Origin of the sequence: Enterobacter ludwigii, from assembly GCF_001750725.1 — a bacterium.
Taxonomy (GTDB): domain Bacteria; phylum Pseudomonadota; class Gammaproteobacteria; order Enterobacterales; family Enterobacteriaceae; genus Enterobacter; species Enterobacter ludwigii.
The window spans coordinates 2663659-2678758 of record NZ_CP017279.1 but is presented as its reverse complement, the minus strand read 5'-3'; the positions used below and the strand labels follow the sequence as shown (position 1 = coordinate 2678758).

Genomic DNA, 15100 nt, shown 5'->3' with positions numbered 1-15100 from the left:
TAAAGTGGCATGGTCATTCCTCCTGAGAGGCGTAGAATCCAGGCCATCAAATAAGGAGACCGCCATGAAACACGATCATTTTGTTGTTCAAAGCCCTGATAAACCGGCTAAACAGTTACTGCTTCTGTTTCATGGTGTTGGCGATAACGCCGTCAATATGGGCCAGATTGGCAGCTGGTTTGCCCCGGTATTTCCGCAGGCGCTGATTGTCAGTATTGGCGGAGTGGAGCCGTGTGGTCCGAACGGACGGCAGTGGTTCTCCGTTCAGGGCGTAACGGAAGAGAACCGTCAGGCACGTATTGACGCCGTCATGCCTGTCTTTATCGACACCGTGCGTTACTGGCAGCAGCAGAGCGGCGTTGGTGCCGATGCGACCGCGCTGATTGGCTTTTCGCAGGGGTCTATCATGTCCCTGGAGAGCGTAAAAGCGCAGCCAGGCCTGGTGTCGCGTGTGATTGCTTTTAACGGGCGCTTTGCGACGTTACCGCAACGCGCGACGACGCAGACCACGATCCATCTGATCCACGGTGGTGAAGACCGCGTGATTGAACTTTCGCATGCGGTTGCCGCGCAGGAAGCGCTGATCCGCGAAGGCGGGGATGTGACGCTGGATATTGTAGACGATCTGGGGCACGCGATTGATGACCGCAGCATGCAGTTTGCGCTCGATCATCTGCGTTATACCGTACCGAAGCACTACTTTGATGAAGCGCTCAGCGGTGGCAAGCCAAATGACGATGATATCGTCGAGTTTATGTGATGTAGCCCCCTCTCCCACAGGAGAGGGGACAGAGAATCACTTCTTCTGGTCTTTCTTCGGCCAGTCGTCATCATCGTCCCACTTATCGTTAAAATCACGATGCGGTGGAAGATCCGGTTTGTTGGCGAGAAACTTTTTGTGATCAACGCGCTTAAGATCTTTAATGACGTTAAGTAACACGCCGACCAGAAACACTAACACCAGAATCCACCAGTACTTTGAAAGCCAGTCCATTCGCTATTCCTCTCAGAGCGTTCGTCAGGCGACGAGTTGCTCCATAATTCGTTGATACATACGGGCCAGCAGCTGCAAATCAGCAGCATTCACACATTCATTGATTTTATGAATGGTTGCGTTCACCGGCCCCAGTTCGACAACCTGGGCCCCCATCCGGGCAATAAAGCGTCCGTCTGAGGTGCCACCTGTCGTCAGCAGTTGTGGCTTAATTTCATTATAGTGCTCGATGGCGTTCACTACCGCATCCACCAGTTTGCCGCGCTGGGTCAGGAACGGCTGGCCAGAAAGCCACCAGTCCACGGTGTAACGCAGATTATATTTTTCCAGCAGCGCGATAACGCGCGCTTTGATCATCTCATCGGTCAGTTCAGTGCTGAAGCGGAAGTTAAACTGGACAAAGAAATCACCCGGGATCACGTTGTTGCTGCCGGTACCGGCCTTCAGGTTTGCAATCTGCATGCTGGTCGGCGGGAAGAACTCATTGCCTTTATCCCACTCGATGGTCACCAGTTCGTTCAGCATCGGTGCCGCGCGATGGACCGGGTTATCGGCCAGGTGTGGATAGGCAACGTGCCCCTGAACGCCATGAAGGGTCAAATTGCAGGTCAGCGAACCACGGCGACCATTTTTGACGACGTCTCCCACCACTTCCGTACTGGACGGCTCGCCGACCAGGCAGTAGTCGAGACGCTCATTGCGGGCCATCAGCGCCTCAACGACCTTCACGGTGCCGTTGTGGGCGCTGGCTTCTTCGTCAGAGGTGATCAGAAACGCGAGGCGGTTTCTGTGGTTCGGATGTTGGGCAACGAAACGCTCTGCCGCCACGACCATCGCCGCCAGCGAGCCTTTCATGTCTGCCGCACCGCGCCCGAACAACATGCCATCGCGGATGGTCGGTTCAAACGGCGGGTTGATCCAGCGATCCGCATCACCTGCGGGAACGACGTCGGTATGTCCGGCAAAGGCCAGCGTTTCGCCCTGACCGCGCCACGCCCAGAAGTTCTGGGTATCGCCAACGTCCATGCGTTCAACGGTGAAACCGATGGCACGCAGGCGCTCAATCATTAATGCCTGACAACCTGCGTCGTCCGGGCTAAGGGAGGGACGGCGAATAAGCTGCTGAGTCAGCTCAATGACCGGGCATGACATAAACTACACCTCAACGAAAAAAGTCGGAATAAAGGGTTTCACTGAAACCCAGCAGCATAGGCTGCCCGGGCGCGCAGAGCAATGGGCGTTTGATGATTGCCGGCATTTCGAGCATCAGTTTGGCGGCACTGTCGGCGTCGTAGATGCCAGCCCGGACGGCTTCATCCAGTTTACGCCAGGTGGTACCACGGGTATTCAGCAGCGCCTCCCAACCCAGTTCCGTGATAGCGGTATGCAGAAATTCTGCATCAAGCCCGTCAACGCGATAGTCATGGAAACGGTACTCCACGTTGTTCGCTTCCAGCCAGCGGCGTGCTTTTTTGATGGTGTCGCAATTTTTAATGCCGTACATCACAACCATGGTGAATCCTTTTGTTCTTATGATGATTAAATGTTCAGTAATTTCGAAGATATATCCTTAAGTGGAATATAACACATTCAGGAATTGTCTTGATTTACACTTCTTCTTAATTCAACTCACAACTGTACGCTGAATATTCTTTCATCATTTAAGCATAGATGTCCATAAGACCGAAAATGCTAATGAACTCAGGCGGTAATTTAAATCTCACCTGCCTGTATGGTTATTTCAAAATATTGCTGAGCGTCACACAAAATTTAAGGCCCTGCGTTCATATTTATCATAAATCCCTGACAGTAGCGGGGTACAATCACAGCGATAGGTTAGACGGTCTTCACAATGATGATACGTTTTCGTAGAATGCGCATAATAATAAGAGAGGTAGTTATGATTGAACGTGAACTGGGGAACTGGAAAGATTTTATCGAAGGCATGCTTCGTAAATGACATTCAGTAAGAATTGCAAGAGCACTTAAATAAGTAAAATAACCATAGTGTGAATTAATCACACACCCTAAAAGGCGGCCCTGAGAGCCGCCTTTTTTATTACGCACTGTTATTCAGGACGTTCCTTCAGCGGGAAGCGGCGACGCACCAGCACAAAGAACAGGGGCACAAAATAAATGGCCAGGACGGTTGCCGAAATCATGCCCCCCATCACCCCTGTACCTACCGCATGCTGGCTGCTGGAGCCCGCACCGGTGCTGGTTGCCATCGGTAATACCCCAAAGACAAATGCCAGCGACGTCATCAGGATCGGACGCAAGCGCTGACGGCAGGCGTGCAGTGTGGCCGCCATCAGCTCGTGGCCTTTGGCATTCATCTCGTTGGCAAACTCAACAATCAGGATCGCGTTTTTCGCCGACAGGCCGATCACGGTGAGCAGCCCTACCTGGAAGTACACATCATTCTCCAGACCGCGCATCCAGGTCGCCAGCAGCGCACCGATGACGCCAAGCGGCACCACCAGCATGACCGAGAACGGAACGGACCAGCTTTCATACAGCGCGGCAAGACAGAGGAAGACCACCAGCAGGGAAAGCGCGTAAAGCGCAGGCGCCTGTGCCCCGGAGAGCCGCTCCTGATAAGACATCGCCGTCCACTCCAGCCCAAACCCGGCAGGCAGCTGTTGCACCAGTTTCTCCATGGTGTCCATGGCGGTACCGGTACTGACGCCCGGCGCGGCTTCACCGACGATTTCTACCGCCGAATAGCCGTTATAGCGTTCCAGACGCGGCGAACCACTCTCCCAGTGCGACGAGGCGAACGCCGAGAACGGCACCATCCCGCCTGCGTTATTACGAACAAACCAGCGGTTAATATCATTCGGCAACATACGGAACGGCGCGGCGGACTGGACATACACTTTTTTCACACGCCCACGATCCATAAAGTCATTCACATAGCTTGAGCCCCAGGCCGTCTGCAGGGTGTCGTTAATGTCGTCGATGGAAACACCCAGAGCCTGCGCCTTACGCTGATCAATATCCACCTGCAGCTGCGGGCTGTCATCCAGGCCGTTATGACGAACGCGTGTCAGGTCAGCGTCTTTGCCCGCCAGCGCTAACAGCTTATCGCGCGCCGCCATCAGCGCCGTGTGACCTGCACCGGCGTGATCCTGCAGCTCCATGTCAAACCCGGCAGAACTGCCCAGCCCGCTAATGGCCGGTGGGCTGCTGGCAAAGACGCGCGCTTCGTTGATCTTCGTAAAAGCGTGGGTGGCGCGTTCAATGATGGCCGACGCGGTCCCCGTTTTTGTGTCGCGCTCGTCCCAGTCCTTCAGGCGTACAAACATACGGGCAACGTTCTGCCCGTTACCGCCCGGGCCAGAGCCCACGGTGGAGAAGACCGACACCACATTATCTTTCTCCTGGGTGAAGAAGTACTGTTCGACTTTTTCGACCACTTTCAGCGTCTGCTGCTGCGTCGCGCCGCTCGGAAGTTGCACGGAGGTGGTGAACATTCCCCGGTCCTCCATTGGCAGGAACGAGGTAGGCAGATGCAGGAACAACCAGACCATTCCACCCAGCAGCACTACGTAAATCAGCATCCAGCGCAGGCTGCGGTGCAGCACTTTACCGACGGCGGATTCATAACGCGCGGCATTGCGGTTAAACATGCGGTTAAACCAGCCGAAGAACCCTTTCTGACCATGCTGCTCGCCTTTGTGCAAAGGCTTAAGAAGGGTAGAGCAGAGCGCAGGGGTCAGGATCAGCGCCACCAGTACCGAAAGCACCATTGCCGAGACGATGGTTATCGAGAACTGGCGGTAAATGGCGCCGGTTGTGCCGCCAAAGAAGGCCATCGGGATAAAGACCGCCGAAAGCACCATGGCGATGCCGACTAACGCGCCCTGTATTTGCCCCATCGATTTACGCGTGGCCTGGCGCGGGGAAAGGCCTTCCTCGCTCATGATGCGCTCGACGTTTTCAACCACCACGATGGCGTCATCCACCAGAAGGCCAATTGCCAGCACCATTGCAAACATCGTCAGCGTGTTGATGCTGTAGCCAAACGCGTAAAGCACCGCGAAGGTGCCCAGCAGGACCACGGGGACGGCTATGGTCGGGATCAGCGTCGCCCGGAAGTTTTGCAGGAACAGGTACATGACCAGGAAGACCAGCGCGATGGCTTCCAGCAGGGTCTTCACCACATCCTCAATCGACGCTTTAACGAAGGAGGTGGTTTCGTAGGCGACTTTGTATTCAAGGCCGTGAGGGAAATAGTTCGACAGCTCGTCCAGGCGGTCTAACACCAGTTTCGCCGTCGCCATTTCATTTGCGCCGGAGGCCAGTTTAATCCCCAGGCCGGAGGCGGGATTACCGTTAAAGCGGCTCAGGTAGTCGTACTTTTCCGCGCCCATTTCCACCGTGGCGACATCGCCCAGCCGCACTTCTGAACCGTCCTGATTCACGCGCAGGGTGATGTTGCGGAACTGCTCCGGAGTCTGAAGCAGCGATTGCGAGTTAATGGTGGCATTCAGGGCTTGTTTTTCGACGGAAGGCGTTCCTCCCAACTGCCCTACGGCAATCTGGGCGTTCTGCGATTTAATGGCGTCCGTCACGTCAGTCGCCGTCATCTGGAAGCTGTTCAGCTTGTCAGGATCGAGCCAGATGCGCATTGAATATTGTGACCCGTAGGCGTCGATATCCCCTACGCCGTTAATACGGCTGAGCGGGTCCTGAATGTTACTGGCAACGTAGTCCGCAATATCCTGCTTATCCATGGAACCATCGGTGGAGACAAACGCGATGGTCAAAATATTGGTATCCCCCGTTTTACGTACGGTAACACCCTGATTTTGCACTGCCTGCGGCAGTTTTCGCATGGCTGACTGCAGCTGGTTTTGTACCTGCTGCACCGCTTCGTCCGGGTCAGTCCCGGCCGTAAAGCTCAGGGTCACCGTCGCCTGGCCCGTGGCGCTGCTTTGTGAGGACATGTACATCAGGTTATCCAGACCCGTCATGTTCTGCTCGATAACCTGCGTCACGGTATTTTCCAGCGTCTGTGCCGAGGCGCCGGGATAGTTTGCTGTGACACGCACGTTAGGGGGTGCCAGATCGGGGTATTGCTCAACGGGAAGTGAAGTAATGGCCAGGACACCTGTCAGACACAACAGAATGGCAAGTACCCAGGCAAAAATGGGGCGATCGATGAAAAAATTCGCCATGAAAAATTGACCTCGTTTTGCTGCACGTCATTATTGTTTATTGCCCGCACCACTTTAGCGGCAAGACGAAGACCAAACGTGGAGAAATAAAGGAGATAATGTAAATTATCATGCGCGTTTCTCTGCGCTGCCCCCTTTACGGTTATTTACCTGTTAACGCCAGCGACGAAGGGAATGTCACGCTCACCTGCGTTCCCCCATTTTGTGGCTGCGAAAAGTGCAGGATACCGCCGAGCCGTTCCGCGCGTTCACGCATAATATTCAGCCCGTAATGTCCCGGCGGCTCGCTGGCTTCGCCAATCCCGATGCCATTGTCGCGAATGCTCACGCTGTGCGTGCCGTCCACGGCGGTGATACAGCTTACGGTGATCTCGCTGGCCTGCGCGTGCTTGATTGCGTTCAACACCGCTTCACGCACGATCTGCAGCAGATGCACCTGCTTTTGTGCGTCAAGGGCCAGCGAGGAGAGGCGACAGTCAAGATGCAGCTTTGCCTGCGTCTGGCTCTGCAGACCGTCGAGTGACTCCTGAAGGGCCGCCGGCAGGTTAGCGTGGTTGAGCGTCAGGCGGAAGGTGGTGAGCAGCTCGCGAAGCTGATGCCAGGCATTGTTAAGCTCGCGGGAGAAGTCGGTGATGATGGTCTGCGCGGGGGCATTCTCTTGCGGTACGGCACGCTTAAGCAGCGCAAGCTGGATCCGCAGATACGACAACACCTGCGCGAGGGAATCATGCAGTTCGCGGGCAATCGTCGCGCGCTCTTCCATCAGCAGCAACTGCTGGTAATGCTTTTGCGCCTGGTTGAAGTAAAGCCCGCGCCCGAGCATTGTCGCCACGCTTCTCATCAGCGGAAGCGGGACGCTGTCCGTCTCGCTCTGCCAGCGCAGCTCGCCGTAGAGCGTGTCCTGCATCAGCACCGGCAGGTTTTGCAGCGGCATGTCGGCTGCCTCACTCCCTTCACACAGACGCCAGTCGTCGCTGGTCCGTAACTCCAGATAATTCATCCGGGTGTATTCATGGACGATTTGCAATATATGGCGGAAACAGTGGCTGTCTATCTGTCCGGTGTTGAGCGCCTGCGAACATTTGAACAGCATTTCGAGCTGCTGGTGCGCCTCGTTCAGGTGCCGGGTCTTTTCCGCAACCGAATCTTCAAGCGAGCGATAGAGGGTGTGTAACTCCGCCGACATATGGTTAAAGGCGCGGGACAGCTGACCGAGTTCATTCGGCAAAGCGGTATCCGGTGCCGGGGTATCAAATTGTCCCCGTTCAACGCGTTCGCTTGCGGCGACCAGATTGTTGAGCGGCAAGACCACCTGACGACGGATGCCTCGCAGGGTAAACACCGTCAGCAGCAGGATCCCCAGCGCACCGGCCAGAGAGAGCAGGGTCACCGTCTGAATTTTATGTTCGGTATAGTGCTGAAGGGCGAGCACAAAGGCATCAATGCGGCCAACAAAATCTTCGATATGGGTTTGATACCACACGAGATCGCCGTGGGCGATGTGCGTATCCATCTCCTGCCAGGCCAGATGCAGCTGCTGGTAGCGCTGTTTGACATCGTCCGGCACGTACCAGCGGTTCAGCTTTTGGAGTGCAGGTGCGCTCAGGGTGTGTTGCCAGTGTTGGCGATGCTGTGTCAGGGAAGGGCTGTTGCGCTGCATCTCATAGCCCAGCCGGTAACTCTGCATACGCAGTGAACCCGCAATATTGATGGCTTCGGCGTCACGCTGGCTGCTGGCAAGCGTGAGCAGCGCGACGGTGCTGGTCAGAACGGATAACACAATCATCGAAAAGAAAGCCCAGGCCAGGCTTGCGGAAACAGGGCGTTTAACGGTCACAGAACGGCTTCCTGAATAAAATTGATCTGCCACAGGTTCACTGGAAATAGTTTGGCATTCCGGGCAATTGAACATTGCCTGACGACGCTGTGATGAGTAAATACCATATTCATACAAAGAATAAGGTTATTGAACCAAAAACAGGTGTCGTTATGAATCGTTTTATTATGGCTAACAGCCAGCAATGTATTAGGTGCCACGCCTGCGAAGTTGCCTGCGTAATGGCGCATAATGATGAGCAACATGTCCTGAGCAAGCGCCATTTCCATCCCCGTATTACGGTCCTTAACTCTGGCGCGCATAACAGCCCCGTCACCTGTCACCACTGTGAAAATGCCCCGTGTGCACTCAGTTGCCCGAACGGCGCCATCAGCAAACGCGATGACAGCGTACAGGTGAATCAACAAAAATGCATCGGTTGTAAAGCCTGCGTGGTTGCCTGTCCCTTCGGCACGATGGAGATTATCGTTACGCCACTCGACAACGGCAGTGCAAAAGCCTCGGCGTATAAATGCGATCTCTGCCTGACCCGCCCGCAGGGCCCGGCCTGTATCGAAAATTGCCCGGCAGATGTGCTGACGCTGGCGACGCCAGACGTGCTGGATAACCTGGCAAAATCGCGCCGTCAGCGCACCGCCAGGCTGGAGGCGCAGCCCTGGCACAGTGAGGCAGTCAGCGAGGAGACGGCACCCACCAAACTGCAGCAGATGCACAACACACCACCACGCGGCGAGCCCGACAAACTGGCTGCCGAAGAGCGGGTTGGCCATTTCAATGAAATATACCTGCCGTTTCGGACCGAACAGGCCAGACGCGAGGCATCGCGCTGCCTGAAATGCGGGGAGCACAGCATATGTGAATGGACCTGCCCGCTGCACAACCACATTCCGCAGTGGATTGAACGGATTAACGCCGGTGACATCCTCGGCGCGGTCGAACTTTCTCATCAGACCAACTGTTTACCTGAAATTACCGGCCGGGTCTGCCCGCAGGACAGGTTATGTGAAGGTGCCTGCACCGCGCGCGATGCGTCAGGGTCGGTGACCATTGGCAACCTCGAGCGCTACATCTCTGACCAGGCGCTGGCGTTGGGCTGGCGACCGGATATGTCTGGCGTTTCTTCGGTGGGAAAACGCGTCGCGATTATCGGCGCGGGGCCTGCCGGGCTGGCATGCGCGGATGTGCTGGTGCGCAGCGGGGTGAGCGTGACGGTCTATGACAGGCATCCCGAAATCGGCGGCTTGCTGACATTCGGCATTCCGGCCTTTAAGCTGGATAAATCCCTGCTCGCACGACGCAGAGAGATTTTTACTGCGATGGGGGTTCACTTCGAGCTGAACTGCGACGTGGGCAGCGATGTGTCGTTGTCTCAGTTGCAAACAGATTACGACGCCCTGTTTATTGGCGTGGGAACCTATCGTTCGATGAAAGCGGGCATCCCCCATGAAGATGCGCCGGGTGTCTACGATGCGTTGCCGTTCCTGGTGGGGAACACGCGCCACGTCATGGGGCTGGACGCGACGGCCAACGAACCGTTTATCGACACCCGTGGGCTCAACGTGGTGGTGCTGGGCGGGGGGGATACCGCAATGGACTGCGTGCGCACCGCGTTACGTCACGGCGCGGCAAAAGTCACCTGCGCCTATCGCCGGGATGAAGCCAATATGCCGGGCTCGAAAAAAGAGGTGAAGAATGCGAAAGAAGAGGGAGCCGCATTTGAATTTAACGTCCAGCCCGTTGAATTGACCCTTGCTGCTGACGGCAAGGTTAACGGCATCCGGATGCTGCGCACCCGGATGGGAGAGCCGGATGCGCAGGGGCGTCGTCGACCCGTCCCGGTGGAGGGCAGCGAGTTTGTCATGCCGGCCGATGCGGTGATTATGGCTTTTGGCTTTAACCCACATGCCATGCCCTGGCTGGAGAGTCAGGGCGTCAACACCGATGACTGGGGGCGAATCATTGCCTCGGTGGAAAGCCGCTATCGTTACCAGACGTCTAACCCGCAAATTTTCGCCGGCGGTGATGCGGTGCGCGGCGCTGATCTGGTGGTGACGGCGATGGCGGAAGGGCGTCATGCGGCGCGGGGGATCCTCGACTGGCTTGAGGTCAGTGTGCCGAAAATGCACTAAACCAGGCGGGCGACAAAGCGGGTTTCACGGCGTACTATAGGAAGACTCATTGTGTCGTGGAGCCCGTATGACCCTGAAAATTGACGTTATCAAAGACAAAATCCTTTCTGAAAACTACTTTGTCCTGCGTAACATCACTTACGATTTAACCCGTAATAACGGTGAAGTGATCCGCCATAAACGCGAGGTCTATGACCGCGGCAATGGCGCCACCATTTTGCTCTATAACCGTGAAAAGCAGAGTGTGGTGCTGATCCGTCAGTTCAGGGTAGCAACATGGGTCAATGGCAACCCTGACGGCAGGTTGATTGAAACCTGTGCGGGCCTGCTTGATGACGACGAGCCGGAAGTGTGCATCCGCAAAGAGGCCGTCGAAGAGACTGGCTTTGAAGTGGGAGAGGTCAAAAAGGTCTTCGAGCTGTTTATGTCTCCTGGCGGCGTGACGGAAATCGTCCACTTCTTCATCGCGGAATACAGCGATGCGCAGCGTACTCACCGCGGCGGTGGCGTGGAAGATGAAGATATTGAAGTGCTGGAGTTGCCGTTTTCCCGGGCGCTGGAGATGATGCATGCCGGGGAAATCAGGGATGGTAAAGCTGTGATATTACTACAGTATCTTCAAACGACCGGGCTGATGAACGCCTCTCTCGAACGGTGATAGAATGTATTTCGGATAAATCTATCCGATAAATCCGATTGAGCAACCCGGGCGGGAACACGAAGATACAGCCCAGTTAAGCGTTTTCGTTCCGGGATTGTGCCATTCATGCGCTATTGCGTCTCTCTTCTCTGCCTGTTTTGCGTGCTCACCTCCTCGCAGGTGTGGGCTGCGCCTGCCCAGCAATTATTTTCTGACTGGCAGGTGACCTGCAATAACCAGAATTTTTGCCTCGCACGCAATACCGGTGAACACCGGGGGCTGGTCATGACGCTCAGCCGCAGTGCCGGCGCGAAAACCGACGCTACGCTGCGTATCGATCTCGGCGGCCTTGCTGACCCTGCCGTGAAAGAAGCGGATATTGCGCCGCGGTTGTTGCTGGATAAGGTTCCTCTCAAGCTGGATCGGCAGCACTGGCAGTTAACCCCGTGGCATCTGAAAAGTGATGATGCCGCCACCATCACGGCGTTTCTGAAAAATATCCAGGAAGGAAAAGCCCTGACCTTGCGCGGCGGTGACCAGGTTATCTCTCTGAACGGCCTGAAAGCCGCGCTGTTGTTTATTGACGCGCAGCAGAAACGTGTCGGGAGTGAAACGGCCTGGATTAAAAAAGGTGACGATCCGCCGTTAAGCGTGCCGCCTGCACCCGCCTTAAAAAAGGTGGCGGTAGTCAATCCGACGCCGACGCCGCTCTCCCACGCCGAATTGAACGACCTGCTGGATTATGGCACCTGGCGGATGAACAACAGCCAGTGCTCGCTCGATCCTAACCGCCGGGAAGTGCGTGTTACCGCGTTAACCGATGAAAAAGCATTGCTGATTATTAGCTGTGAGGCGGGGGCGTATAACACGGTCGATCTGGCCTGGCTGGTATCGCGCAAAAAGCCGTTTTCTTCCCGCAGAGTAAGGCTGCGTCTGCCTTTCACCCCTGCAGACGATAGCAGTGAAATCGAAGTGATGAATGCCCGCTTTGATGAGAAAACGCGCGAGCTGACTACGCTCGCGCTGGGGCGCGGTATTGGCGATTGTGGGGTCCAGACGCGCTGGCGTTTTGACGGCCAGCGTTTCCGCCTGGTGCGTTATGCAGAAGAGCCCAGCTGCGATAACTGGAATGGGCCAGATGCCTGGCCCACGTTGTGGATCACGCGCTAAATTACGCTCAGAGCCTTCTCAACCACATTCTCAACGGTAAAGCCAAAATACGGGAACAGCTTGTCGGCAGGCGCCGACTCGCCGTACCCACGCATCCCGACGATAGCGCCTTTCAGCCCGACATATTTGTACCAGTAGTCGGCGATACCCGCCTCGACGGCCACACGGGCTGCGACGTTAGAGGGCAGGACCGATTCACGGTAGGCCTCATCCTGTGCATCAAAAATGTCGGTGGACGGCAGGGATACCACGCGTACCGCATGACCTTCGGCGGTCAGTTTTTCCGCGGCCTTCACGGTAATTTCCACCTCAGAACCGGTAGCAATCAGGATGACATCCGGTTTGCCGCCGCTGTCTTTCAGGATGTACCCGCCGCGGGCGATATTTTTTACCTGCTCCGGCGTGCGTTCAATCTGGGCCAGGTTTTGCCGCGACAGAATTAATGCCGTTGGCCCCGTGTGGCGCTCAACCGCCAGCTTCCAGCCAACCGCCGCTTCGACCTGATCGCACGGACGCCAGGTGCTGAAGTTAGGCGTCAAACGCAGGCTCGCCAGCTGCTCAACGGCCTGGTGCGTGGGACCGTCTTCACCCAGACCAATCGAATCGTGGGTGTAGACCATGATCTGCCGCGCTTTCATTAATGCCGCCATACGCGCCGCGTTACGGGCGTACTCAACGAACATCAGGAAGGTGGCGGTGTAGGGCACAAACCCGCCGTGATGGGCGATGCCGTTGGCAATGGCGGTCATCCCGAACTCACGCACCCCATAGTGGATATAGTTCCCGGCAATATCCTCTTTCAGCGATTTTGAGCCAGACCAGATGGTCAGGTTACTTGGAGCCAGATCCGCGGAGCCGCCCAGCAGTTCGGGCAGGAGGGGGCCGATGGCGTTGAGGGTGTTTTGCGAGGCCTTACGGGTGGCAATTTTCGCCGGGTTAGACTGCAGATTTTCAATCAGCGCCTGGGTTTTCGCTTCCCAGTCCTCCGGCAGGCCACCGCTCATGCGGCGCGAGAATTCAGCGGCCAGTTCCGGGTGGGCTTTTTGATAGGCGGCAAATTTTTCATTCCACGCGTGCTGGGCTTTTTCACCCTCTTCGCGGGCGTCCCACTCGCGGTAGATCTCTTTCGGGATCTCAAACGGCGGGTATTTCCAGCCCAGTTTCTGCCGGGTCAGCGCCACTTCTTCTTCACCCAGCGCCGCGCCGTGGGCTTCCTCTTTACCCGCTTTGTTCGGTGAGCCGAAACCGATGGTGGTGCGACAGATGATCAGGGACGGTTTGTCCTTCACGCTTTGCGCTTCCTGAATCGCTTTTTTCACCGCTTCTGGGTCGTGGCCGTCAATTTCATGCACTACGTGCCAGTGGTAGGCCTCAAACCGTTTTGCCGTGTCGTCGGTAAACCAGCCTTTGGTCTCCCCGTCGATGGAGATACCGTTGTGATCGTAAAATCCGATCAGCTTGCCCAGCCCCAGCGTGCCCGCCAGCGAACAGACTTCGTGAGAAATCCCTTCCATCAGACAGCCGTCGCCCATAAACACATAAGTGTAGTGATCGACAATCTCGTGGTCTGGCTGGTTAAACTGCGCCGCCAGCGTGCGTTCGGCAATCGCCAGCCCGACCGCGTTGGCTAACCCCTGGCCGAGCGGCCCGGTGGTGGTCTCCACACCCGGCGTATAGCCTATCTCCGGGTGGCCCGGCGTTTTTGAGTGCAGCTGGCGGAAGTTTTTTAACTCGGATAGCGGCAGGTCGTAGCCGGAAAGGTGCAGCAGGCTGTAGAGCAGCATGGAGGCGTGGCCGTTAGAGAGAATAAAACGGTCACGATCGTACCAGCTGGGGTCGTTCGGGTTGTGCTTCAGGAAATCATTCCACAGCACTTCGGCAATGTCAGCCATGCCCATGGGGGCGCCAGGGTGGCCGGAATTGGCTTTCTGCACGGCATCCATGCTGAGGGCGCGAATGGCATTGGCTAGCTCTTTACGGGACATAATTCACTCCGTGGCAAGGTTAAAGTTTGGCGGCAAGAAGATCTTCAAGTTTGCGCTGGTCGACGGCGAACAGGCGGATGCCTTCCGCCAGTTTTTCGACGGCCATTGCGTCCTGATTGTGCTCCCAGCGGAATTCCGCTTCGGTCATGGCTTTAGGTTTGGGGAGAACGGTTGATGTGGGCACCAGTTTGCGGATAACCGTCTCCTCTTTGTCCTGCAGCTCTTTAAGCAGGTTAGGGGAGATGGTCAGGCGGTCACAGCCTGCCAGGGCGAGGATCTGCTCGGTACGGCGGAAGCTGGCGCCCATCACGATGGTTTCGTAGCGGTGCTGTTTGTAATAGTCGTAGATATTACGCACCGATTTCACGCCCGGGTCCTCATCCACCACGTACGGATCCATCGGCTGTTTAGCCTGATACCAGTCATAGATTCGCCCGACGAACGGAGACACCAGGAAGACGCCGGCTTCGGCACAGGCGCGCGCCTGCGCAAAGGAGAACAGCAACGTCAGGTTGCAATGGATCCCCTCTTTTTCCAGAACTTCCGCCGCGCGGATCCCTTCCCAGGTTGAGGCCAGCTTAATCAGAATGCGCGATTTATCGATGCCCTGCTCCTGGTAGAGCTCAACCAGGCGGCGGGCTTTCGTGATGCTCTTCTCCTGGTCGAAGGAGAGGCGGGCGTCCACTTCGGTAGAGACGCGTCCCGGGATGCTTTTCAGAATTTCCGCACCGAAATTAACGGCCAGCTTGTCGCTCGCTTCGGCGACCTGCTGCTCCTGTGTTTTACCGCGCTGTTTACCGTAGTCGATAGCGTCATCAATCAGATGACTAAAATGAGCAAGACCGGCCGCTTTGAGCAGCAGCGAAGGGTTAGTGGTCGCATCTTCGGGCTGATAGTGGCGAATCGACTCGATATCACCGCTGTCGGCGACCACGGTAGTGAATTGTTTGATGCCGTCTAGTTGGTTCATAAATAATTACTCCTTGGAAATAAAAGAGTTACTCGAGTGCGTTAGTTCACACTTCTGCGAAAATCATGATGGACTTAACAAAAAAGCATAGCAGACGGGGGAGGCATTGCTTTCTGAGACGGGTAACATGGCTGTTATAAATTGATAACAATTTTTATTCTGCAATGGTGAGAGTTTGGCAGCCTTCAAAGT

General features: G+C 56.0%; 12 protein-coding genes. 5 read left to right on the top strand and 7 right to left on the bottom strand.

What is annotated here, in order from left to right:
* The first annotated feature begins 64 nt into the window (after positions 1–64).
* Positions 65–760: an esterase gene (gene ypfH / locus BH714_RS12545; RefSeq protein WP_032680517.1), complete on the top strand. Its 696-nt coding sequence runs from the start codon at positions 65–67 to the stop codon at positions 758–760.
* Positions 761–796: 36 nt separating this feature from the next.
* Here the strand turns inward: ypfH and BH714_RS12540 are convergent, their stop codons facing one another.
* The 3 genes from BH714_RS12540 to BH714_RS12530 are packed head-to-tail and all read right to left on the bottom strand — an operon-like array spanning position 797 to position 2507.
* Positions 797–994, bottom strand: coding sequence for a YpfN family protein (locus tag BH714_RS12540; protein ID WP_014171111.1), 198 nt, complete (start codon positions 992–994; stop codon positions 797–799).
* Between the two features lie 24 nt (positions 995–1018).
* Entirely contained in the window at positions 1019–2146 is a 1128-nt protein-coding gene (dapE, locus tag BH714_RS12535) for a succinyl-diaminopimelate desuccinylase (RefSeq protein WP_014171110.1), read from the bottom strand.
* A gap of 10 nt (positions 2147–2156) precedes the next feature.
* Entirely contained in the window at positions 2157–2507 is a 351-nt protein-coding gene (locus BH714_RS12530; protein ID WP_040018107.1) for an ArsC family reductase, read from the bottom strand.
* 387 nt (positions 2508–2894) lie between these two features.
* On the opposite strand from BH714_RS12530, the gene ypfM reads away from it, so the two are divergent.
* Complete coding sequence (ypfM, locus tag BH714_RS24090) at positions 2895–2954, top strand: protein YpfM (protein WP_015572204.1); 60 nt, start codon at positions 2895–2897, stop codon at positions 2952–2954.
* A gap of 109 nt (positions 2955–3063) precedes the next feature.
* On the opposite strand, the gene acrD is transcribed toward ypfM, so the two are convergent.
* Both acrD and narQ read right to left on the bottom strand, forming a co-directional pair.
* The gene (gene acrD / locus BH714_RS12525) at positions 3064–6177 is read right to left on the bottom strand and encodes a multidrug efflux RND transporter permease AcrD (RefSeq protein WP_014171108.1); all 3114 of its coding nucleotides are present in this window, start codon (positions 6175–6177) and stop codon (positions 3064–3066) included.
* Between the two features lie 142 nt (positions 6178–6319).
* Complete coding sequence (gene narQ / locus BH714_RS12520; protein WP_040018106.1) at positions 6320–8014, bottom strand: nitrate/nitrite two-component system sensor histidine kinase NarQ; 1695 nt, start codon at positions 8012–8014, stop codon at positions 6320–6322.
* A 152-nt stretch (positions 8015–8166) separates the two neighbouring features.
* On the opposite strand from narQ, the gene aegA reads away from it, so the two are divergent.
* The 3 genes from aegA (at position 8167) to BH714_RS12500 (ending at position 11953) form a co-directional block, all read left to right on the top strand.
* Positions 8167–10143 (top strand): formate-dependent uric acid utilization protein AegA, encoded by a 1977-nt coding sequence (gene aegA, locus BH714_RS12510; RefSeq protein WP_069973206.1) that lies wholly within the window; start codon positions 8167–8169, stop codon positions 10141–10143.
* A 67-nt stretch (positions 10144–10210) separates the two neighbouring features.
* The gene (gene nudK / locus BH714_RS12505) at positions 10211–10801 is read left to right on the top strand and encodes a GDP-mannose pyrophosphatase NudK (protein WP_040018102.1); all 591 of its coding nucleotides are present in this window, start codon (positions 10211–10213) and stop codon (positions 10799–10801) included.
* Positions 10802–10909: 108 nt separating this feature from the next.
* Positions 10910–11953: a DUF1176 domain-containing protein gene (locus BH714_RS12500; protein WP_040018099.1), complete on the top strand. Its 1044-nt coding sequence runs from the start codon at positions 10910–10912 to the stop codon at positions 11951–11953.
* On the opposite strand, the gene tkt is transcribed toward BH714_RS12500, so the two are convergent.
* Complete coding sequence (gene tkt / locus BH714_RS12495) at positions 11950–13938, bottom strand: transketolase (protein ID WP_020883077.1); 1989 nt, start codon at positions 13936–13938, stop codon at positions 11950–11952. The genes BH714_RS12500 and tkt overlap by 4 nt on opposite strands.
* 19 nt (positions 13939–13957) lie before the next feature.
* Entirely contained in the window at positions 13958–14908 is a 951-nt protein-coding gene (tal, locus tag BH714_RS12490; protein WP_014171101.1) for a transaldolase, read from the bottom strand.
* Positions 14909–15100 lie beyond the last annotated feature (192 nt).

Coding starts and splice junctions, on each gene's coding strand:
- ypfH (WP_032680517.1), top strand. CDS start 65: ATGAAACACGATCATTTTGTTGTTCAAAGCCCTGATAAACCGGCTAAA.
- BH714_RS12540 (WP_014171111.1), bottom strand. CDS start 994: ATGGACTGGCTTTCAAAGTACTGGTGGATTCTGGTGTTAGTGTTTCTG.
- dapE (WP_014171110.1), bottom strand. CDS start 2,146: ATGTCATGCCCGGTCATTGAGCTGACTCAGCAGCTTATTCGCCGTCCC.
- BH714_RS12530 (WP_040018107.1), bottom strand. CDS start 2,507: ATGGTTGTGATGTACGGCATTAAAAATTGCGACACCATCAAAAAAGCA.
- acrD (WP_014171108.1), bottom strand. CDS start 6,177: ATGGCGAATTTTTTCATCGATCGCCCCATTTTTGCCTGGGTACTTGCC.
- aegA (WP_069973206.1), top strand. CDS start 8,167: ATGAATCGTTTTATTATGGCTAACAGCCAGCAATGTATTAGGTGCCAC.
- nudK (WP_040018102.1), top strand. CDS start 10,211: ATGACCCTGAAAATTGACGTTATCAAAGACAAAATCCTTTCTGAAAAC.
- BH714_RS12500 (WP_040018099.1), top strand. CDS start 10,910: ATGCGCTATTGCGTCTCTCTTCTCTGCCTGTTTTGCGTGCTCACCTCC.
- tkt (WP_020883077.1), bottom strand. CDS start 13,938: ATGTCCCGTAAAGAGCTAGCCAATGCCATTCGCGCCCTCAGCATGGAT.
- tal (WP_014171101.1), bottom strand. CDS start 14,908: ATGAACCAACTAGACGGCATCAAACAATTCACTACCGTGGTCGCCGAC.